At 75.1% G+C, this 20,557-nt stretch carries 15 protein-coding genes; 9 read left to right on the top strand and 6 right to left on the bottom strand.

The genetic code is table 11. The features are described 5' to 3' along the window. On the bottom strand, positions 1 to 1,432 hold a 1,432-nt coding region (locus PAI11_RS15305; RefSeq protein WP_138974346.1), incomplete at its 3' end, for a GAF domain-containing protein. Between the two features lie 281 nt (positions 1,433 to 1,713). Here PAI11_RS15305 and PAI11_RS15300 point away from each other — a divergent pair. The 4 genes from PAI11_RS15300 to PAI11_RS15285 all read left to right on the top strand — a co-directional run bounded on the left by PAI11_RS15300 (position 1,714) and on the right by PAI11_RS15285 (position 6,954). Further along, a complete protein-coding gene (locus PAI11_RS15300) occupies positions 1,714 to 3,213 on the top strand; it encodes an aldehyde dehydrogenase family protein (protein ID WP_040600518.1) in 1,500 nt (499 codons plus the stop codon). Between the two features lie 174 nt (positions 3,214 to 3,387). Beyond that, entirely contained in the window at positions 3,388 to 4,593 is a 1,206-nt protein-coding gene (locus PAI11_RS15295) for a PucR family transcriptional regulator (protein ID WP_007576397.1), read from the top strand. A gap of 176 nt (positions 4,594 to 4,769) precedes the next feature. Beyond that, positions 4,770 to 5,807: a transglycosylase family protein gene (locus PAI11_RS15290; RefSeq protein WP_007576396.1), complete on the top strand. Its 1,038-nt coding sequence runs from the start codon at positions 4,770 to 4,772 to the stop codon at positions 5,805 to 5,807. 70 nt (positions 5,808 to 5,877) lie between these two features. After that, entirely contained in the window at positions 5,878 to 6,954 is a 1,077-nt protein-coding gene (locus PAI11_RS15285; protein WP_081488461.1) for a cellulase family glycosylhydrolase, read from the top strand. Between the two features lie 10 nt (positions 6,955 to 6,964). Here the strand turns inward: PAI11_RS15285 and PAI11_RS15280 are convergent, their stop codons facing one another. The 3 genes from PAI11_RS15280 to PAI11_RS15270 all read right to left on the bottom strand — a co-directional run bounded on the left by PAI11_RS15280 (position 6,965) and on the right by PAI11_RS15270 (position 12,916). Further along, positions 6,965 to 10,717 (bottom strand): indolepyruvate ferredoxin oxidoreductase family protein, encoded by a 3,753-nt coding sequence (locus PAI11_RS15280; RefSeq protein ID WP_244406552.1) that lies wholly within the window; start codon positions 10,715 to 10,717, stop codon positions 6,965 to 6,967. A gap of 268 nt (positions 10,718 to 10,985) precedes the next feature. Continuing rightward, positions 10,986 to 11,708, bottom strand: a complete 723-nt coding sequence (locus PAI11_RS15275; RefSeq protein WP_244406551.1) for a FadR/GntR family transcriptional regulator — start codon at positions 11,706 to 11,708, stop codon at positions 10,986 to 10,988. A 287-nt stretch (positions 11,709 to 11,995) separates the two neighbouring features. Next, positions 11,996 to 12,916 (bottom strand): acyl-CoA desaturase, encoded by a 921-nt coding sequence (locus PAI11_RS15270; protein WP_007576391.1) that lies wholly within the window; start codon positions 12,914 to 12,916, stop codon positions 11,996 to 11,998. Positions 12,917 to 13,040: 124 nt separating this feature from the next. Here PAI11_RS15270 and PAI11_RS15265 point away from each other — a divergent pair, with 124 nt between their 5' ends. After that, positions 13,041 to 13,427, top strand: a complete 387-nt coding sequence (locus PAI11_RS15265) for a hypothetical protein (RefSeq protein ID WP_007576389.1) — start codon at positions 13,041 to 13,043, stop codon at positions 13,425 to 13,427. A 390-nt stretch (positions 13,428 to 13,817) separates the two neighbouring features. On the opposite strand, the gene PAI11_RS15260 is transcribed toward PAI11_RS15265, so the two are convergent. Both PAI11_RS15260 and PAI11_RS15255 read right to left on the bottom strand, forming a co-directional pair. After that, positions 13,818 to 14,816, bottom strand: a complete 999-nt coding sequence (locus PAI11_RS15260) for a hypothetical protein (protein WP_007576387.1) — start codon at positions 14,814 to 14,816, stop codon at positions 13,818 to 13,820. Positions 14,817 to 14,961: 145 nt separating this feature from the next. Further along, positions 14,962 to 15,663 carry a hypothetical protein gene (locus PAI11_RS15255; RefSeq protein ID WP_007576384.1) on the bottom strand — a complete coding sequence of 234 codons (702 nt, stop codon included), beginning with the start codon at positions 15,661 to 15,663 and terminating at the stop codon, positions 14,962 to 14,964. Positions 15,664 to 15,932: 269 nt separating this feature from the next. On the opposite strand from PAI11_RS15255, the gene PAI11_RS15250 reads away from it, so the two are divergent. Genes PAI11_RS15250 through PAI11_RS15235 form a run of 4 tightly spaced genes read left to right on the top strand, consistent with a single transcriptional unit; the run spans position 15,933 to position 20,426 of the window. After that, positions 15,933 to 16,889 (top strand): class I SAM-dependent methyltransferase, encoded by a 957-nt coding sequence (locus PAI11_RS15250; RefSeq protein ID WP_081488460.1) that lies wholly within the window; start codon positions 15,933 to 15,935, stop codon positions 16,887 to 16,889. After that, entirely contained in the window at positions 16,886 to 17,710 is an 825-nt protein-coding gene (locus PAI11_RS15245; RefSeq protein WP_007576380.1) for a glycosyltransferase family 2 protein, read from the top strand. The genes PAI11_RS15250 and PAI11_RS15245 overlap by 4 nt, the downstream gene beginning before the upstream one ends. A 55-nt stretch (positions 17,711 to 17,765) precedes the next feature. After that, a complete protein-coding gene (locus PAI11_RS15240; RefSeq protein WP_007576379.1) occupies positions 17,766 to 18,542 on the top strand; it encodes a class I SAM-dependent methyltransferase in 777 nt (258 codons plus the stop codon). Positions 18,543 to 18,551: 9 nt separating this feature from the next. Then, positions 18,552 to 20,426, top strand: coding sequence for a hypothetical protein (locus PAI11_RS15235; RefSeq protein WP_007576377.1), 1,875 nt, complete (start codon positions 18,552 to 18,554; stop codon positions 20,424 to 20,426). The last annotated feature ends 131 nt before the right edge of the window (positions 20,427 to 20,557 follow it).

The raw sequence follows: 20,557 nt of genomic DNA, 5'->3' as shown, positions 1-20,557 counted from the left end.
GGTCGCCGTGCGGCAGCGAGCGGACCAGCGCCTCGGCCGCCAGCAGGTCCTCGGAGCCGTGGGGGCGGGCGCACCAGGCGGCCAGCGCCTCGGCGTCGCCGGCCTCGAGCAGCGCGCCGCGCAGCTCGGCGTGGAGCGCGTCGGCGATGTCGCGGACCCCGGGGGCGTCGCTGTCGGGCAGCAGCGGGCCGCGATAGGCGCCGACCGCCCCCGCGAGGTCGCCGGCGCTCAGCCGCTGACGGACGTCGTCGAGGTCGCTGGCCACGCCCGGCGCCAGCCGGTAGGGACGGGTCAGGACCGCGCCCGGCAGCCGCGAGCGCAGGCGCGAGCAGGCGGCGCGGGCGGTGCTGTCGTTGGCCCGGTCGCCGTGCAGCAGGACCGCCAGCCGCTCGGCGCTGAGCCCGTCGGGATGGGCGACCAGCAGCGCCAGCACCTCGGCGTGGCTGCGGCTGAGCGGGACATGGCTCGGGGGCGCGCCGTGGACCGGGCTCGGGCTGCCGATCCCGGCCAGCGGGCTGGCGGTGCCCAGCAGCCGCAGGTCGATCCGCGGTCGCGACCGCCGCGGCGCGTCGACGGGGTAGACGAGGAAGCCGTCGGTCCCGACCGCGACCGCGTGGCCGGTGCGCCCGTCGGGCAGTAGCAGCTCGCCGCCCTCGGGACCGGGCACCGGCAGTCGCCAACGGGAGTCGGCGGCGTCCCCGTCGGCCGGCCAGCGGTCCTGGCCGCCGAGGTCGATCACGCGCCCGCGGGGACTGACGGCCAGCACCGGCCGCGGGGTGCCCGACGGACGCTGGCGGATCTGCTCCAGCAGCCGTGCGTCGCGGCGGCGGGCGTGGGCGCGGAGGATCTCCTCGGCCGCGCGGGCGGCGCCGGCGAGGAACGGCAGCGTCCGCGGGTCGACGGTCCGCAGGTCGGCGGTGGCGTCGAGCACGCCGAGCACCTCGCCGGTCTCCGGGTCGTGGATCGGGGCCGCCGAGCAGGTCCAGCCGTGGACGGCCGGGCGGAAGTGCTCGGCGCTGAAGATCTGGACGGCGTGGTCCTCGGCCAGCGCGGTGCCGACGGCGTTGGTGCCGGCCGCGCGCTCGCTCCAGTCGGCGCCGGCGGCGAAGGCCATCTCCTGGCTCGCGCGCTCGATTGCCTCGTCGGCGCCGTCGACCCACAGCAGCAGCCCGCTGCCGTCGCTGAGGGCCAGCACGTGCGGACCGGTCGGGGCCAGCTGCCGCAGGACCTGCGTCAGGATCCCCCGGACCGGCGCCAGCGGGTGGTCGCTGCGACGCCCCTCGAGCGCGTCGCCGTCGAGCGCGACCGGAGCGCGGTCGATCGACGGATCGACGCCGGCCGCGGCCGACCGCTGCCAGGAGCGGTCGATCACCGAGCGGACCGAGTCGGCGACCCGACGGCCGGAGCGCGCGGTCTCGTTCAGGCGTGCCAAGCGGAGTGCGTGGCGCACCGGGTCGGCGGCGGCGTCGAACGCGGCCCACGGATCGATCGCGGTCCTCGGCAAATGGCCTCTCCTCCAGCGAGACTACGCCCTTCGGCCCTCGCGCCCGCGCGAATCCGCGATCCGATCTGTGCGATCGACGGCAGAGGGCGAGAGTTGGCGCGTTGCCACTCGCTTGCGGCAACGTCCCGGCAACGGGTGCGGGCGTACGTTCGCCCTATCGACCCGGCGCGGACGCCGGGAGACAACCGAGCAGAGGACGGGCAGATCCCATGGCCACCACCATCGACACGCCGACCGCCAGCCACGCGGCCGGCTTCCTGCAGGGCACCAAGCAGCTGCTGATCGACGGCCAGCTGGTCGACGCGGCCTCCGGTCGGACCTTCGAGACGCTCGACCCCGGCACCGGCCGCGTGCTCGCGACCGTCGCCGAGGGCGACGCCGAGGACATCGATCGCGCGGTGCGCGCCGCGCGCCGCGCCTTCGAGGGCCCGTGGTCGAAGCTCAACCCCTCGGAGCGCGGCCGGATCCTGCACCGCGTCGGCGACCTGATCATCGAGCACGGCGAGGAGCTGGCCGAGCTCGACTCGCTCGACAACGGCAAGCCGAAGGCGGTCGCGCTGGCGGCTGACGTCGCCCTCGCCGCGGACCTCTTCTGGTACATGGCCGGCTGGGCGACCAAGATCAAGGGCGGCACCGTCAGCCCGTCGGTCCCGTACCTGCCGGGCGCCGAGTTCCACGCCTACACGCTGCGCGAGCCGCTCGGGGTCGTCGGCCAGGTGATCCCCTGGAACTTCCCGCTGCTGATGGCGGCCTGGAAGCTCGGCCCGGCGCTGACGACCGGCAACACCGTCGTCCTGAAGCCGGCCGAGCAGACGCCGCTCTCGGCGCTGCGGCTGGGCGAGCTGCTGCTCGAGGCCGGCGTCCCGGCGGGCGTCGTCAACGTCGTTCCCGGCTACGGCGAGACCGCCGGCGCCGCGCTCGCCGCGCACGACGGCGTCGACAAGATCGCCTTCACCGGCTCGACCGAGGTCGGCAAGATCATCGCCCGCGCGGCCACGGGCAACCTCAAGCGCGTCTCGCTGGAGCTGGGCGGCAAGTCGCCGAACGTCATCTTCGACGACGCCGACGTCGACGCCGCGATCGCCGGTGCCGCGCAGGGCATCTTCTTCAACCAGGGCGAGGTCTGCTCGGCCGGCAGCCGCCTGTACGTCGCCGAGCAGCACTTCGACCAGGTCGTCGAGGGCGTCTCCGCGGCGGCCCGGGGGATCAAGGTCGGCCACGGGATGCACCCCGACACCGAGATGGGTCCGCTGGTCTCGCAGGAGCAGTTCGACCGCGTGACCGGGTACCTGAAGAAGGGCCAGGAGGAGGGCTCGAGCGCCGTCACCGGCGGCAACGCGATCGACCGCGACGGCTTCTACGTCGAGCCGACCGTGATCACGGGCGCCGGCGCCGACCACGCGATCGTCCGCGAGGAGGTCTTCGGACCGGTGATCGCGGCGCTGCCGTTCAGCGACGTCGACGACCTGGCGCGCCAGGCCAACGACTCGCACTACGGCCTGGCCGCCGGCGTCTGGACCCGCGACGTCTCGAAGGCCCACCAGCTGGCCAAGCGGATCCAGGCCGGCACGGTCCACGTCAACACCTACCACGTGTTCGCCGCCGAGCTGCCGTTCGGCGGCTACAAGCAGAGCGGCTGGGGTCGCGAGATGGGCGAGGAGGTCCTCAACAACTACCTCGAGACCAAGTCGGTGATCGTCGCGCTCTGAGCGGGGCGAGGCGCCGGGCGGCCACGGGTCGCCCGGCGATCGACGGTCCGCGCCTTGGCGCCCTGACGCCGCTTTTGGCGTTCTTGCGCACCTCGCGATGAAGGACGGGCGGCGCGGGCCGGGCGGCGACCGCCACGCCGCTCGCGATTGCGCGCTTCCTGTCAAGATCGGTCCGTGAGCAGCGGGGCGGGGGTCCAGCGGGAGGAGCGGGAGGCGCGAGACCGGCTGGCGGCGGTCCCGACCGACCTGGCGTCGGTCCTGCGCCCGATCCTGCCGGCGGTCGCGGACGAGGTGATCGCCGTGATCCGGGCCGAGGTCGACGAGTACCGGCGACCGTTCGGCGGCAGCTTCGGCCGCACCGTCCGGCGCGGCGTCGAGCTGTCGCTCGGCGAGTTCGTCGGCCTGATCGAGGATCCCGAGCGGCCGGCGGCCGGCACCCAGGTGATCTTCGAGCTGGGGCGGGGCGAGGTTCGCGCCGGCCGCACGGTCGACGCGCTGCAGGCCGCCTTCCGCTGCGGGGCGCGGGTCGCCTGGCGCCGCTTCGGCGACACGGCCCGCGACCACGGGGCCCAGCAGGACGCCCTGATCGCCCTCGGCGAGGCGATCTTCGCCTACATCCACCGGCTGTCGGCGCTGTCGGTCGCCGGTTGGGCGCAGGAGCAGTCGCTGCGCGCCGGGGCGACCCAGCGGGCCCGCGACGCGCTCGTGCGGCTGGCGATCGCCGATCCGCCGGCCGACGAGATCGACGTCGAGGCGGCGGCCCGCGAGCTGGGCTGGACCCCGCCGGGCGCCGTCGCCGTGGTGGTCGTGCCGGGCGGCGAGGGGCCGGGCGACCTGCTGCGGATCGATCCCCAGATCGCGGCCTCGGTGCGCGACGGCGCCGTCGTCGGCCTGGTCCCCGGATCCGGCACGCTCGAGCGGGTGGCGGCCGCGCTCGGCGATCGGCCGGCGGCGATCGGCCCGACCGTCGCCTGGGAGGCGGTCGCCCGTTCCCACCGCCGCGCGCGAGCGGTGCTGGCGCTGCAGGCCGACGGCCGGCTGCCCGGCGCGGCGTTCCCGCTGCGGGCCGCCGACCACCTCGAGGCGCTGGTGGTCCACGCCGATCCGGGGGCCTCGGCCGAGCTCGCCGATCAGGTGCTGGCGCCGCTCGACGCGCTGCCCGCCGGTCGCCGCGGACGCCATCTGGAGACCCTGCGGGCGTGGCTGGACCACCGTGGCCACGGCCCGCGGATGGCCGAGGACCTGCACCTGCACCCGCAGACCGTCCGCTACCGGGTCGCCCGCCTGCGCGAGGTGCTCGGCAGTGGCCTCGACGACCCCGACGGGCGCTTCCGGCTGGAGCTGGCGCTGCGCCGGCGCGGCCTCCGCCACGGCGGCTGAGCGGCACGTTCCGGTCGCTGGCGGTCCGGAAGGTCGCAACGGCCGCTCCGCAGGACTTCGTGCAGCGCTCGGAACGGGGGCCGGGTGTCCGTAACGTCGGCTGTCGCGCGACCCGACTGCCGTCTCGGATCGCCATCTCGATGCTTGGACCGATCGCTCTCCGACGCCCCGCGGGCGTGCTCGCCGCTGCCGCGCTGCTCGCCGTGACGTTGCTCGCGCTGCTGCCGCACCTGGCGCCCGGCGCCCAGAGCAGCGGCACGCTGCGCAACCAGATCGACCGCCAGCGCGGGGCCGAGCAGCGGCTCTCGTCGACCGCGGCCAAGCTCGGCGCGCTCGAGGCGACCGCGTCGAAGGCGGTCGCCGCCGCCCAGGGCCGGCTGGCCGACGTCCAGCACGACTACGACATCGCCCAGGGCCGGCTGACCGCGACCACCAACGACCTGCGCGCGACCCGCCAGCGGCTGGTCCGGCTGCACCGCCGCCTGGCCCAGGGCCGCCAGATCCTGGCCGACGTGCTGGTGGCGCGCTACACCTACGAGAAGCCCGACGTCGTCGACCTGGTGCTCAGCAGCTCGGGGTTCGCGGACCTGATGGAGCGGCTGTCGTTCCTCAAGCGCGTCCAGCGTCGCGACGCCCAGATCGTCGGGGCCGTCCGCACCGCTCGCCGCGACGCGGCCCGCGACGAGGGACGCCTGAGCCGCCTGCGGGTCGGCCAGCAGCGTCAGGCGACGATCGTCACCCGCCAGCGCGACGCGATGGCGTCGATGACGGCCGGCCTCGAGCAGCGCCGCGCCGCGCTCGCCGAGGCCCGCGACGCGCGCCTGGCGGCGCTCGCCGACACCCGCGCCAGCCGCCGCCGCGCCGAGCGCACGCTCGGCCGGCTCGAGGCGGAGCAGGCGCGGGCCGCCCGCCAGTTCAGCGCGCCGGCCCCGGCCGGCGGCGGGGGTGGCGGAGGCCAGTCCTCGACCGGCCCGTGGGCGATCCCGTGGGCGATCGTGCAGTGCGAGTCCGGCGGCCAGAACGTGCCCCCGAACAGCGCCGGAGCCTCGGGCTACTACCAGTTCATGCCGGCCACCTGGCAGGCGCTCGGCGGCAGCACGCCCAACGCCTACCAGGCATCGAAGGCCGAGCAGGACCGGCTCGCCGCGAAGCTCTGGAACGGCGGCGCCGGCGCGGGCAACTGGGACTGCGCGGCGATGGTCGGCATCCGCTGACGGAGCCCGTAGGATCCGCCGCGCGCGGCCGGGTCGGCCGCGCCTGATCCCCGAGAAGGAACGACGAGCGATGCGTTCACCTGTGCTCACCGCGGCGGCGATCTCCGTCGCCCTCTTCGCCGGCACCGCCGGCCATGCCTCGGCCGCGATGGTCAAGGGCATCGAGGACGACCGGCTGATGCTCTCCGACGATCCCGCCGACCGGGCGGCGTTCTGGGACGCGGTCGAGGAGGCGGGGGCGAAGACGGTCCGGGTCGTGCCGCGCTGGCCGATCGGTGCCGAGACGGTGCCGGAGGACACGATGCTGCGGCTCCGCCGGGCCGCGACCGAGGGCCAGGTCGCGGGCGCCAAGCTGCTGGTCGGGATCTACCACGGCCTCGCGCGCGGCAAGCCGACCAGCTTCCGGGTCGACGCGGCCACCCAGCTGGCCTACGTCCGCTACGCCCAGTCGCTGGCCAAGGGCCTCTCGGACCTGCCGATCGCCGGCTACCTGACCTGGAACGAGCCGAACTACGCGACGACCTGGCCGCAGGCGCAGGCCCGCGACTGGGTGGCGCTGTCGAACCGCACCTACCGCGCGATCCGGCGCTCGGACCCGGGCGTGCCGATCCTCGCCGGCGAGGCGTCGCCGAACGTCCGCAACACCAACAGCAAGTCGACCAACCCCGGCGCGTTCTTCCGCAAGGCGCTCTGCCTGAACGCCGCCTACAAGCCGCAGAACCGCTCGGCGAGCTGCCGCGGCACGAAGCTGCTGGCCGACGGCTTCACGCTCCACACCTACGACTTCACCGGCTCGCCGCTGCGGGCGAACAAGAACCCCGACGCCTGGGTCCACGGCAACCTCGGCCAGGCGATCAGCCAGCTGAGGAAGCTGGCGAAGGCCAAGCGGATCACCGTCAAGGCGTCCCGCAACGTCCACATCACCGAGTTCGCCTACCGCTCCAAGCAGCCGAACCGCACCGATCCGAAGCTCGCCGCCAGCTACACCCGGCTGGCCTGGAACTCGGCCAAGAAGGCGGGCATCAAGTCGTTCGTCTGGTACCTGCTGCGCGATCCGAGCAACCCCGAGGACAACTTCGCCAGCGGGCTCTTCTCCTCGACGGGGACGCCGTACCCGGTCTGGAACGTCTTCAAGGGCCTGAAGTAGTCGCGTCCGGTCAGGCGGCCGAGGACGCGGGCAGCTCCGCGTCCTCGAGCGCCGCCAGCCCGACGGCGGCGTCGGCGCGGAAGGCCGCGACCGCGTCGAGCCGGATCTGCTCGTAGCCGCGGATCGTCTCGGCCAGCGCGGCGATCGCGGCCACCTGCTCGGCGGTCTCCGGGCGCAGCCGCAGCAGCGCCCGGTCGACGAGCGCCCGGTACTCGGCGGGCAGCGCGCGGTCGGTGCGCCGGACCTCGGTCCGCCCGAACGGGTCGATCGCGGTGCCGCGGATCGCGCGGGTCCGGTAGAGCATCCGCATGCTCGGCCGGATCCAGCTGCCGAGGCCGATCTTGCCGTCGTGGAAGCGCCGCAGCTGCGGCGGGTCGAGCTGGATCCTGACCTTCGCGCCGGGACCGAACTCGTGGCGGATCCGCGCCTGCTCGTCGGGATCGAGGTGCAGGCGCGCGATCTCGTACTCGTCCTTGGCGGCCATCAGGTGGTGGAGCCCGCGGGCGAAGGCGATGGCGATCGCGCGCGATCCCGGCGCCCGCTCGCGCTCGACGCCGGCGACCTCGGTGACCTCGCGCAGGTAGCGGCCGGCCAGTCGGGCGCTCTGGTACGCGATCAGCTCGGGGGTGCGGATCGCCAGCACGTGGCGGAGCGGCGCTGCGTCGGCGTCGGCGGCCGGGGCCAGCCGCTCGAGCTGCTCGCGCAGGCCCGCGGGCAGGGCCGCGATCCGGCGCTCGTCGGCGTCGCGGTCGGGCCCGGAGCGGAGCACCTGCAGCGGCGCGTCGCCGTCGGCCGGCGCCAGCGGGTCGCCGGCGGGCAGGTCCATCGCCAGCCCGCGGTCGGCGTCGGCGGCGTGGAGCGCGGCATGCACCGCGTCCGGCCGGGCGACGGTCGCCCGGCCCCAGCGGAAGGCGGCGACGTTGGCCTCGACGGCGACGCCGCCGAGCGCGATCGCCTGCTCGATCGACGCCGGGCGCAGGGGGATCGCCCCGGACTGCACGGCGGCCCCGAGGACGACGACGTTGGCGGCCATGTGGTCGCCGACCAGCGCCTCGCCGATCGCGATCGCGTCGAGGGTCACCGCGGAGCGGCTGCGGGAGCGGACCAGGTCGGCGAGCGGCCCGCTCCGGTGCGTCGCCGCGTGCGGGTCGACGATCTGCTCGCCGGTCGGGACCGTGCTGGTCGAGAGCACCGCGATCGTGCGGTCGGGATCGGCCCCGGCCAGCTGGACCGCGTTGGTGGCGCCGAGCAGGTCGAAGGCCAGCAGCGCGTCGAGCGTGCGGGCCGAGGCCCGCGGTCCGCCGACGATCGTGTGGTCCCCGATCCGGACGTCGCTGATGACGTTGCCGCCCTTCTGCGAGAGCCCGGTCTGGTCGAGGCCGATCGCCTCACGGCCCTCGAGCAGCGCGGCGACGCCGAGCAGGTGGCTGACGGTGACGACGCCGGTCCCGCCGATCCCGCACATCCGGACGGTGAACTCGCGCGCGTCGGAGCCGCCCATCCACGGCGGCGCCGGCAGGTCGGCGGGGGCGGCCGGGACGGTGGCCGCCGGCGCGTCGGTCGCCGCCTCCGCGGCCCGCCGGCGAGCCCACCAGCCGCCGAGGCCGCGGCGGCGGTCGGCCGGCACGACGGTCACGAAGCTCGGGCACTCGCCCTGCAGGCAGGACATGTCGACGTTGCAGGAGGACTGGTGGATCCGCGTCTTGCGGCCGAGCTCGGTCTCGACCGGCTGGACCGAGAGGCAGGAGCTCTTGCGCCCGCAGTCGCCGCAGCCCTCGCAGACGCGCTCGTTGATCATCACCCGCTCGGCCGGCTGCTCGAGCGTCCCGCGGCGGCGCATGCGGCGCTTCTCGGCCGCGCAGCGCTGGTCGTGCAGCAGCACGGTCACGCCGTCGATCGCGCGCAGCTCGGCCAGCGACTCGTCGACCCTCGCGCGGTCGCGGACCTCGGCGTTGGCGGCCAGCCGCACGCCGCGGTAGTCCTCCAGCCGCTCGGTGGTGACGATCGTGCGGCGGACGCCCTCGGCCTCGAGCAGCCGGGTCAGGGTCGGGACCGACATGCCGCCCTCGACCGCCTGGCCGCCGGTCATCGCGACCGCGTCGTTGTAGAGCAGCCGGTAGACCATCCGCTGCCCGCTCGCGACCGCGAACCGCAGCGCCAGCGAGCCGCTGTGGGCGAAGGTGCCGTCGCCGACGTTCTGGACGAACGCGTCGTCGAAGTCGACGAACGGCGCCATCCCGACCCACTGCGCGCCCTCGCCGCCCATCTGGGTCGAGCCGGTCACCTCGCCCTTGCCGGCGTCGTCGATCAGGGCCATCACGTGGCAGCCGATGCCGGCGCCGACCACGGTCCCGTCGGGCGCCTTGAGCGACGTGTTGTGCGGGCAGCCGGAGCAGAAGAAGGGCGTGCGCGCGGGGGCCGTCGCCGTGCCGGACATCGGCAGGCTGATCGGCGCTCCGCCGGGCGGGCGCCGGCGCAGCGCCTGCTGGCGGGCCGCGATCCGGATGCCGTCGTCCTCGCCGAGGACGGCCGTCAGCCGCGGCGCCAGCGCGTCGAGGATCAGGTCGGCGTTGAGCTCGCCGACGACCGGCACCAAGGGCCGGCCGTCGTGGTCGCGCTCGCCGACGATCGCCGGGGCGTCCGTGCGGCCGTAGAGCGCCTCGCGCAGCTGGGTCTCCAGGAAGGAGTGCTTCTCCTCGACCACGACGACCTCGCGCAGGCCGCCGGCGAACGCCCGCAGCGCGTCGCTGTCGGCCGGCCACGGGGCGCGGACCTGCAGCAGCCGGATCCCGGCGGCCCGCAGGCGGTGCTCGTCGAGCCCGACGTCGTGGAGCATCTGGACGAGGTCGTGCCAGGTGCGGCCGGCGGCGACGATCCCGAGCGTGGCGTGGGCGTCGCGGCAGCCGTGGACGACGTTGAGGCCGTTGGCTCGCAGGTAGTCGATGGCCAGCGGCAGCCGGACCTCGGCGATCGACCGCTCCAGGTCCAGGTTGACCGGCGGCAGGATGTGCGCGTCGGGGACGTGCTGGTAGGGCGATCCGTGCCACTCCCGCTCGGGGATCCGCGGGCGCACGCGCTCGGGCGAGACGCGCAGCGTCCCGTGGGCGTCGGCGACCGCCGTGACGACCTTGACCGCCGTCCACAGGCCGCTGACGCGCGACAGCACCGCGGCGTGGTGGACGAGGTCGACCGCCTCCTGGACGTTGCCGGGGTAGAGGGTCGGGATCTGGAGCGCGGCGAGCGTCGCCTCGGACGCCGACGGCAGGGTCGAGGACTTCGCCGCCGGGTCGTCGCCGACCAGCGCGACGACGCCGCCGAGCGGGTGGGTGCCGATGACGTTGCCGTGGCGGATCGCGTCGGCGGCGCGGTCGAGGCCGGGGGCCTTGCCGAACCAGACGCCGAGCACCCCGTCGACCCGGGCCCCGCGCCGCTGGGGCGCCAGCTGGCTGCCCCAGACCGCGGTCGCCCCGAGCTCTTCGTTGAGCCCGGCCCGGAAGTGCAGGTCCAGCTCGGGCAGCTCACGGGCGGCGCGGCTCGCCTCCTTGTCGACGCTGCCGAGCGGCGATCCCTGGTACCCGGAGACGTAGCCGCCGACGTTGCGCCCGGCGGCGCGATCGGCCCGCAGCGTGTCGACGACGCCGCGGATCAGCGCCTGGACGCCGGTCAGGTGGATCCGTCCGGCCGCCACGGTGTAGCGGTCCTGCAGGCGGAACCCGGTGGAGGCGGACTCGGCTCCGCCTCCCGGCGGCAGCATCTCCCTCATGGTCAACAACTCTAACCAGCGTTGGGGAGGAGTGGCAACCGATTGGTGCGGCGACGCCACGACGGTCGTCGTCGGATCCGGGTGCGCGGCGCCGGGGGAGCGGGTCGGCCCATCCCTCCATCTCAGCGCAGCCGCGCGGGCCTCCGGCCCGCTCGCGCGCGTCGACCCGACGCGCGGGGGGCGATCCGCGGAGGTCCGCCTGTCGGCGCTCCGAGGGACGGGCGTCCGAGGACCGCGCGGCGACGGCCGGGCGGGCGCGGCGCGGCGGCTACTCGTCGCGCTGCAGCGGCAGCAGGAAGTCGGGCGTCCGCCGCAGCAGGGTACGGCCGGTCTCGCGCTCCCAGGTCTGCTCGACCTTGGCGAGGTGCTCGTCCATCACGCGATCGACCTCGTCGAGGTCGCCGTTGCCGATCGCGGCCAGCGTTCGCTGGTGGATGTCGAGCGTCCAGTCCGGGACTAGCGGCACGTGCAGCGCCATGTCGCGGGCGATCTCCAGCCGGCGCAGGATCGTCCGCATCAGCGAGATCACCGTGGTGTTGCCGGAAGCGCGGGCGATCGCCAGGTGGAAACGGGTGTCGAGCTGCAGGAAGCGGTCCTCCTCCGCGGCGATCCGGCCACGGCCGACGAGCAGCCGCTGCTGCTCCAGCACGCGCTCCAGGCGGCTGAGGTCCTCGTCGTTGGCGCGGGCGGCGGCCAGCTGGGCGACGCGCGGCTCGACCAGGCGGCGCGCCTCGAGCACGCCGGGGATCTCGGACAGCCGCATCCGCGATCCGCGCATCACGATCTCGCGCGGGACGTACTCGCTGGCGACCGTCATGCCGCCTCCGGGACCCGGGGTGACCGCGACCACGCCGGCGTCGGCGAGCACTCGGATCGCCTCGCGCAGGGTCGGTCGGCTGATCTGCATCTGGGCGGCGAGCTCGCGCTCGGACGGCAGGCGGTCGCCTTCGCGCAGCTCGCCGTGCGCGATGCTGTCGGTGATCTGCGTCACCGCTTCCTCGAAGGTACGGCGCGTCTGGACCGGCTGGAACACCGCGCTGAGCATAGACCGCGCTATTCGAGAAACACAGCACGCGCATAGCGTGGTCAGTTGATTTGACCAGCGGTGGCCGGGGTGGTGGACCGGAAGCGCACGGTGTACCCCCGGGGCCGCGGTGCGGCCGACGCCGCATCGGCCTCGTTCGAGCCCCGCGGCCCACCGGGTTCGCCCGCCGAACGACGACGGGCGCGGCCGTCGGCCGCGCCCGTGGCGCTCCAGGGGGAGGAGTGGGTGGCCGCTCAGGTGCTCTCGGCGACGGCACCGCTGCCGGCCGGGGTCCCGCCGGGCAGCTTCTCGGCCTGGCGCTCACGGCTGATGAAGACCGGCTTGCTCATCAGGCCGACCTTCACGAAGCCGCGGATCACGAGCGCCGAGATGTCGACCTCGTACCAGCGCATGCCGTGCGACGCGGAGCGGGGGAAGGCGTGGTGGTTGTGGTGCCAGCTCTCGCCCAGCGACAGGATCGCCAGGAACGGGTTGTTGCGCGAGTGGTCGTCGATGTCGAATCGCGTGTAGCCCGAGAAGTGGCAGATCGAGTTGATGCTCCAGGTCACGTGGTGGAGGAAGAAGATCCGCACCAGCCCGGCCCAGACGAACGTCTGCAGCGCGCCGCCGAGGTTGCCGTAGTAGGCCAGGCCGGCCAGGAACGGGAAGCCAAGGCTCGCCAGCGCGATGTACGGGAACGCCTTGGAGATCCGCACCAGGCCCGGGTCGCGCAGCAGGTCGGGGGCGTGGCGTCGCGGCGTCCCGTGCTCGACCTGCTTGGACCACAGCCAGCCCATGTGAGCGTGGATCAGGCCCCGCAGGCCCTCGCCGCCGCCGACGTGCGGGGAGTGCGGGTCGCCCTCCTCGTCGGTGTGCGTGTGGTGCTTGCGGTGGTTGGCCGCCCAGACCAGCGCGGGCCCCTCGATCGCGGTCGAACCGGCGATCACGAACGCGTAGCGGACCCACGGCTTGGCCTGGACCGCGCCGTGCGTCAGCAGCCGGTGGAAGCCGATCGTGATCCCGAAGGCGCCGATCAGGTAGGTGGAGACGAGCATCGCGAGGTCGAACCACGTGACGTGGGAGCCCCAGAGCAGGACGATCGCGGTCAGCACCCCGACGAACGGGAGGACCACGGCGGCGACGTTCATGCGACGCGTGGCGGGGGACAGCTTCATGCTCGGCACGCTATGCGCAAGAGCGATGAGGTTCAGCCGGTGCCAGCGAGAACCTGGGCAGTGGAATTCATCGCTTCATGATGAGAACCCGGGGCTGGGCCGCCACCCGGCTATCGTCCGCCGCGTGGGGCTGCTCTCGACCTGGCGCACGATCAACGCCGGCGCTCGCGCCGCCCGCGCCGCCCGCGAGCAGGGAGACCTGGCCGCGCTCGCCACCCAGATCCGCGAGGCGCACGGCCGCCGAGCCCACGGAGACCTGCTGGTGCTGCTGGTCCGCGAGGCCCATGGGATCGTCGACGAGGGGGTGCCGCAGGCGGTCGCCGCGATCGCGCTCGACCCGGCGGTGCGGAGCGAGCCGCGCCGCAAGGCGATCCTGGCGCTCGGCACGATGCCCTCCGGCCCCGCCCGCGAGGCGCTGCGGCAGCTGGCCGAGGATCACGCCGCCGGCCGGCTCGGCGGGGTCGCGCGTCGGCAGCTGGACGAACTGCGGGAGCGGGCGCGGGGGGCGTAGCGGGCGGTGGTCGGTGGGCGCGGGGTGGCATTGGGGCCGCTGCCGCTTGCCGGGCGTGGTGGGCGGGCTCGTGGTGTGCTTGGCGGGGCTGGGCGGTGGGCGAGCCCGTCATTGAAGGGGAGCGGGGCTGGGTGGCCGGTCGTGCCGTTCGCGGCTCGGCGCGCCGGGGGTGGCCGGTGGAAGGTGGCCCTCGAGGCTCGGGGCGGGGTTCGGGTGCCTGGCGGTGGTGGTCGGGGTGTCGTGGCGTCAGTTCGTCGCGGCTTGTCGCGGTGGCGTCGGTTCGCTGCGGTGGGCGGGGTCAACTGGCGCCACCTGGCGATGGCGGGGTGAATTGACGCCACGACACCCCGGCCGTCAGCGCACACTCCACGGTCGACCCGAACGAGCGAGCTAGAAGACCCCGAACGCCCGCACCATCGGGCTCAGCGGGGTCTCGAAGAGGAGCGCGAGCAGGCCCTGCTCGAACTCCTTGGCCAGGCGCCGGATCTCGCGGAAGAGCGGGTCCTCGGCGGCCTCGCTGCGGGTCAGCGCCGCCAGCCGGTCGCGGACCTCCTGGTCGTCGAGCCGTCCGATCCAGCGGTCGTAGGCGCCGAGGGCGCGGACGCCGGCGTCGGCGGCGTCGAAGCGCAGGAACGCCTGGGCCAGGCGGTCGGTCGGCGGAGCCTGCAGCTGGTCGATCAGGAACTCGCGCTGCTCGCTGCGGCGGTGCTCGTGGCAGAGCAGCACCGGCACCAGGCCGCCGGCGAACAGCAGCTTGCGGTTCAGCCGCAGCTTGGCGTTGCGCAGGCCCCACTTGCGCTCGTCGGCGCGGGCCTTGCCGGCGAAGTCGACGCAGATCGTGCGCCAGTAGCGGATCAGGTCGTTGAGCAGGAACCGCGGCGGCCGGTAGTCCTTGGCCTGGCCGGCCAGGTAGCCGTCGATCACCTGGGCGAAGGAGTCGCGGTAGGCCTCGGGCCCGAGCACCGGAAGCGACTCGAGCAGCAGCAGCATCCGCCGCGTGAGGTTGCTGTTGGAATCGTCCTCGAGCCCGATCTTGCGTGCCAGCGGTCCGACGAACACCTGGGTCCCGAAGATCTCCTGGGTGCCCGGCTTGGCCTCGCCGGCCCCGAGCACGCCCTCGAGGTCGGCGAGCGCCGGACGGGCACCGGCGCGCTCGTCGCCGTCGATCAGGACCAGGAAGTCGTCGTCGCTGCCGATCGTGCGCTCGCGCCGGCCCCACGAGCCCATCAGGACGATCGACGCCCCGGAATCCAGGGGCACGTCGCCGAGCCGGCGTTGCATCGTCGCCAGGTCGCGCTCGGTACGGCGGCGCGCCTCCAGCAGGTGCGGGAAGCCGCGCCGGCCGTGCTCGGCCAGGCGCTCGAGCGCGCCGTGTGGGGTGTCGCTCACGCGGGAACGTACCCCTCCGGGCCGGCGATTCCTGCCTGAGTCGTCCTCGGGCGCTTCCGCCGACCCGCCCCGCAGCGGTCGCGCGAAGCGGGCCCCGGCCGCCCGGCAACGCGTCGCCCGGCCGCCGGAAGCGGCAGGGCCGCCCTCAGCGAGCCGGCAGCGGCGCCTCGAGGATCCACGGCACGTCGAGGCAGCGCTGCAGCACCGGGGTGAACGCCTCCTCGTCGGCCGGGCGCAGCGGGACGTGGTGGCAGTCCTCGTCGAGCGAGCTGAGGTGGACGTGGCGCAGGCGCTCGCCGAAGGCGTCGAGCAGCTGGTGCGCCCCGTCGAGCGTCGGGTCGATCGACTGGGCGTGGGGGACGTCGAGGCAGAAGCCGGCGTCGGGCAGCGCGGCGAACAGCGGCTCCAGCTCGGCGCTGGTGCGTCCGGTCGGCTTGCGCGAGTCCATGTTCTCCAGCACCAGCGTCGAGCCGAGCGGCGCGTAGCGGTGCGGCTGCTCGATCGAGTCGGGATGGACGACGACCGCGTCGACCGTCGGCGGCAGCGCCAGCAGCCGCTCGACCAGCTCCGCCTCCGGCAGCTCGCGGTGCTTGGTCGGCGCGTGGATGCTGAGGAACCGGAACGGCAGCTCGCGGCCGCTCGACGCCAGCCAGGCGCAGAGGCCCAGGAACTCCGGCTCCGACAGCGCGGCCAGCTCGACGGCGAGCGTCGAGACCTCCAGCGCCCGCGTGACGAGCATGTCCCAGTGGCCGCGCAGCTCCGTCAGGTGCCCCGTCGAGGTCCCCAGCGGGTGGTGCGCGGAGATCAATCCGCCCACCCGCGCGTCAGCGATCGCGGAGGAGACCATGCCCTCGACGGTAGGCCCCGGATCGGACGGTCCGGGAACTCCCTGCAACTGGCCTTGCAGCGGCTCCGGAGCCGGCGCCGAGGAGCGGCCGGGCGGAGAGGGGAGGGGGTCGACGGAGGCTCCGGACACGGGTCGGACAGGGTGGCAGATCGGCTCCGGTCGCCGGGTGGGCGGCGGCCTCCCGCGCTCGCGGCCGGGGATCCCGCCGATCGCCGTCGCCGACGACGGCGGTGACGCTGCATCGGGGCTCGGTGACCTAGGATCCGCCCGTGCCACCGACGCCGCGCGAGGCCGCTTCCGGACCAGCTGCCTGCCCGTGGTGCGGGGCGGCGACGGCCGGCGCCGTGCGGGTCGGCGAGCGCCGCGTCCGCTGCCGCGGCTGCGGGGTCCAGCTGACCTGGCCGTGGCCGGACGAGGCGGAGCTCGACGCGGCCTACGCGACCTGGTATCGGCCCGAGGGCGGTCGCTTCTCCGGCCCCGGCGACGCGATCCTGCGCGTCACCCGCGGCAGCATCGCCCGCCGGCTCGATCGGATCGCCCCGCGCACGGGGCCGGTCGTCGACGTCGGCGCCGGCGACGGGCACCTGGTCGACGCGCTCCAGCGCCGCGGGCGCGCCGCGATCGGGCTCGAGCGGGGCGGAGACGACGGCGGCCCCGCCCGGGCCGACCTGCTCGACCTCGGGCTCGACGAGCTGGAGCGGCCCGGCGACGGGGCGGCGGCGGTCGTCCTCTGGCACGTGATCGAGCACCTGCCCGAGCCTCGCGCCGCGATCCGCGAGGCCCACCGGCTGCTGGCCGACGGTGGCGTCCTGCTGATCGCCTGCCCGAACGCCGGCAGCCGCCAGGCGCGGTCGTTCGGCGACCGCTGGCTGGCCTGGGACCTGCCGCGCCACCTGGTCCACTTCGATCCGCGAGCGCTCCGCCGCGGTCTCCAGGAGGAGGGCTTCGCCATCGACCGGCTCGGCCACCTGCGCGCCGGCCAGTCGGTCTTCTGCGCGCTGCACGGGCTCGTGGGACGGGTGCCGGGGACCGCGGATCTCTACGATGCCGTGCGTCGACCCTCGGCGCGTCAACGTCCGATCGGCCCGCTGCGACGGGCGTGGACGGGGATCGTGGCGGCGGCCGTGCTGCCGGTCGCGGCGCTGGCGGCGGTCGCCGAGGCCGCCGACGGCCGCGGCGCGAGCATCTACGTCGAGGCACGCAAGGACCGGACCGCAGAGCGATGAGCGAGGCAGCGCCCAACCACCGCACGATCGTCGTGATGCCCGCCCACAACGCGGCGCGCACGCTCGAGGCGACCGTCGACGCGATCCCGCGCGAGTGGGTCGACGAGCTGATCCTGGTCGACGACTCGTCGACCGACGAGACGCTCGAGGTCGCCGAGCGGCTGAGGATCTCGACGCTCTGGCATCCGCACAACGCGGGCTACGGCGCGAACCAGAAGACCTGTTACCTCCACGCCCTGCAGCGGGGCGCGGACATCGTCGTGATGCTGCATCCCGACGGCCAGTACGCGCCGGACCTGATCCCGTCGATGGTCCGCCCGATCGTCGCCGGCGAGGCCGACCTGGTGCTCGGGTCGCGGTTCCTGCCGGACGCCCGGAGCGCGCTGGCCGGGGGGATGCCGAGGTTCAAGTGGTACGCGAACCGCGGGCTGACGGCGCTCCAGAACCGGATGATGGGCACCCAGCTGGCGGAGTGCCACACGGGCTACCGGGCCTACAGCCGCAAGCTGCTGCTCGAGGTGCCGTGGCTGCGCAACGCGATCGGCTTCAGCTTCGACAGCGAGGTCCTCTACCAGGCGGCGCACATGCGCTTCCCGATCGTCGAGGTGCCGTGCCGCACGCGCTACTTCGAGGAGGCGTCGTCGATCCGCTTCAAGGCGGCCTCGATCTACGCGATCAAGTCGATGTGGATCGGCGTCCGCCTGTTCCTGCACCGCGCGCGGCTGGTCCGCGACCCGCGCTTCACGCCGTCGCCGCGGCAGGTCCCGGTGCCCGACTCGCGGGCGGTCGGCGACAGCGACATCCCGGCCGCGACGCCCTGAGCCCGGCTGACGCGGCGGCGGGCCGTCGCGGGCCGTCCAGGTAGCATCGCCCGTCGTGCCCGGCCCCTTCGTCACCGGCGAGCGCGTCACCACGCCCGCCGGCGCCTTCAACCCGACCTTCCAGCGCCACGTCGCGGCCTACCGCACGATCGCGCCGCTGCTGCCCGAGGAGGGCGAGGTCCTCGACCTCGGCTGCGGCGTCGGGCACTCGTTCCGCGAGCTCGAGCCGCGGATCACCGTCGGAGTCGACGTCAGCGCCGCCGCGCTGGCCGGCCAGCAGCGCGAGACGCACGTCCACGACATGCGCGAGCTGCCGGCCGGCTGGGACCGGCGCTTCGCGTCGCTGGTCTCGGTCCACTCGATCGAGCACGTCACCCGTCCCGGCCAGGCGGTCGCCGAGATCGCCCGCGTGCTGCAGGACGACGGCGTCGCGGTGCTGGTGACGCCGAACCGCCTGACGTTCGCGCGACCGGACGAGATCGTCGACCCGTACCACGAGATCGAGTACGACACCGGGACCTTCGCCGCGCTGCTGGAGCCGTGGTTCCACGAGGTCGAGCTGCTCGGGCTCCACGGGTCGCCGCGCTACCTGGAGTTCCAGGCCGGCGAGAAGGCCCGGATGGACCGGCTGCTGGGGCTTGACCCGCTCGGGATCCGCCACCGGCTCCCGCGCCGCGTGATGCGCTTCGCCTACGACGCCGCGCTGACGCTCAGCCGTCGCGACGAGAACCCGCAGGCGGCGGCGATCGAGGTCGAGGACTTCCGGCTCGGCGACGATGCCGTGGCCGAGAGCCTCGACCTGGTGGCCGTCGCGCGCCGACCGCGGCGGTAGGGCACGCCGATGTGGGTCCTGCACACGATCCTGGGGCTGGCCGTGATCGGCCTGCTGGGGGCGGCGGCCTGGCGGCTGGCGGGGCGCACCAGCGGCGGCGAGCCACCGGTGCGGCTGCTCGCGGCGCTCGTCTGGTGGTGGCTGGCGGTCCAGCTGGCCGCCTTCGCCACGCACCTGCCGCTCCCGGGCGAGGCGCTGCGGGTCGGGGCGTTCGCGGTCGTCGCGGCCGGGCTGGTGCTGTGGAAGGTGCCCGCCGGCGAGCGGCGGCCGGCGCTGGATCCGCGCGCGGGTCCGCTGCTGGCGGCGGTCGCCGTCGGCACGCTGCTGTTGGTCGGCCTGGTCCTGCGGCGGCCGGCGCTCGGCTTCGACGCGCTCCAGTACCACCTGCCGCTGCCGGCGGCCTGGGAGGGCGGCGGCGGGCTGGCGTCGCTGCCGACGGTGATCGACGGCCTGCCGGTCGAGGCCTATCCGGTCGGGATGGAGCAGGCGCTCGGGTGGCTGATCCGCGTCAGCGGGACGACGGCGATCGCGTCGCTGCTGCCGGTGGCCGCCTTCGGGCTGCTGGTCGTGGCGCTGTGGACGATGACGCGGCGGCTCGGCGGCTCGGTCGCGGCCGGCTGGGGCGCCGTCGGGATGGTCGCGCTGAGCCTGCCCGCGCTCGCCGGCGCCGGAGCGGTCGGCAACGACGTGCTCGCGGTCCTGCTGATGGCCGCGGGGGCGACGGTCGCGCTCGACGCCGTGCTGGGCGTCCGCGAGCAGCGGCCCGGGTCGATCGACGGGCTGCTCGTCGGGGCCATCGGACTGCTGCTGGCGCTCGGGATCAAGACCACGACCGCCTGCGGCGTGCTGGTCGGGCTGCTGCTGGCGTGGTCGGTCCGCCGCGAGCTGTGGGCGCGGCTGCGCGAGCGGCCGCTGTGGCTGGCACCGCTGCTGCTGGCGCTGGCCTGCGGCGGCGCCTGGCTGACGCGCAACCTGGTCCTCCACGGGCACCCGGCCTGGCCGCTGCTGGCGTCGTCGTTCGGCGACGCGGTGCCGCCGGTGCTGGACGTCGCCGACGCGCGCTTCGCGGAGCATCCGGGGCGGGCGATCGACCTCGGCTGGGACCTGTACCTGAAGCAGGCCTGGCCACTGGTGCTGCTGCTGCCGGCGGCGCTGGCTCTGCTGCGGCCCGGCCTGCGACGGTCGTGGCCGCGGGCGCTCGCGCTCTGCGGGCTCGTCGGCGCGGCGGCCTGGACCGTGGCTCCGGCGACCGGCAACCTGGCCGATCCCGCCACGCTGGTGGGCGCGACCCGCTACGCGCTGCCGTGCTGGGCGCTGCTGGCCGTCGCGGCCTGGTCGTGGCCGGGCGAGCGCTGGAGGCCGTGGGTCGCCGCCGCGGCGGCGCTGACCGTCCTGGCCCAGATCGTCCTGGCCTACACCACGCTGAAGGACATCGACGACCGGCTGCTGCGGCTGCCGGGCGACCAGACGCTGATCGCGGTGCTGGCCGGGGCGGCCGTCGCGCTCGAGGCCGCCACCGGCCCGCGCCTGCGCGCGGCGCTGCTGCGGCCGGTCGTCGGGGCCGGCGCGCTGGCCGTGCTGGCGATCGGCCTGCTCGTGGCCACGCCCGGGTTCTGGAGCCGCCACGCCTACGCGGTCGAGTCGGCGGCGCCGCCCAGCAGCGACCGGCCGATCCTGGTCCAGGGCTCGGTCCCGGCCTGGTCGCTGGGCGCCCACGGCGACCCGGGCGCGGTGGTCGTCGATTCCTGCCCCGAGCTGCTCCGCGCCCTCGCCGCCGGCCGCGTGGTCGCGATCGGCCCCGGCGTCCCGCCGGCCGAGCGCTGCAAGCTGCCGGGCCGGCCGACGGTGGTCGACAGCTTCGCGGTCTGGGTCCCGGGCGGCTGAGCGGGACGGACGGCCCTGCGGGTCGTCGTCTCGCGAGGCCGGGTGGTGTCTCGCGGGCAAGAGAGCGGACGGCGAGGTCGTGGGCGGAGCGTGCCGCGGCGGCGCGGCGGGGCGGCGGCGCGGGCGGCCGG

This window comes from Patulibacter medicamentivorans (assembly GCF_000240225.1).
Taxonomy (GTDB): Bacteria; Actinomycetota; Thermoleophilia; order Solirubrobacterales; family Solirubrobacteraceae; genus Patulibacter; species Patulibacter medicamentivorans.
The sequence above is the reverse complement of the archived record's forward strand: the minus strand, read 5'-3'. Positions and strand labels throughout refer to the sequence as shown.

Excerpts from the sequence above, each read along its gene's own strand:
- PAI11_RS15300 (WP_040600518.1), top strand. The coding sequence starts at position 1,714 with ATGGCCACCACCATCGACACGCCGACCGCCAGCCACGCGGCCGGCTTC.
- PAI11_RS15285 (WP_081488461.1), top strand. The coding sequence starts at position 5,878 with ATGCGTTCACCTGTGCTCACCGCGGCGGCGATCTCCGTCGCCCTCTTC.
- PAI11_RS15280 (WP_244406552.1), bottom strand. The coding sequence starts at position 10,717 with ATGAGGGAGATGCTGCCGCCGGGAGGCGGAGCCGAGTCCGCCTCCACC.
- PAI11_RS15270 (WP_007576391.1), bottom strand. The coding sequence starts at position 12,916 with ATGAAGCTGTCCCCCGCCACGCGTCGCATGAACGTCGCCGCCGTGGTC.
- PAI11_RS15255 (WP_007576384.1), bottom strand. The coding sequence starts at position 15,663 with ATGGTCTCCTCCGCGATCGCTGACGCGCGGGTGGGCGGATTGATCTCC.
- PAI11_RS15245 (WP_007576380.1), top strand. The coding sequence starts at position 16,886 with ATGAGCGAGGCAGCGCCCAACCACCGCACGATCGTCGTGATGCCCGCC.
- PAI11_RS15235 (WP_007576377.1), top strand. The coding sequence starts at position 18,552 with ATGTGGGTCCTGCACACGATCCTGGGGCTGGCCGTGATCGGCCTGCTG.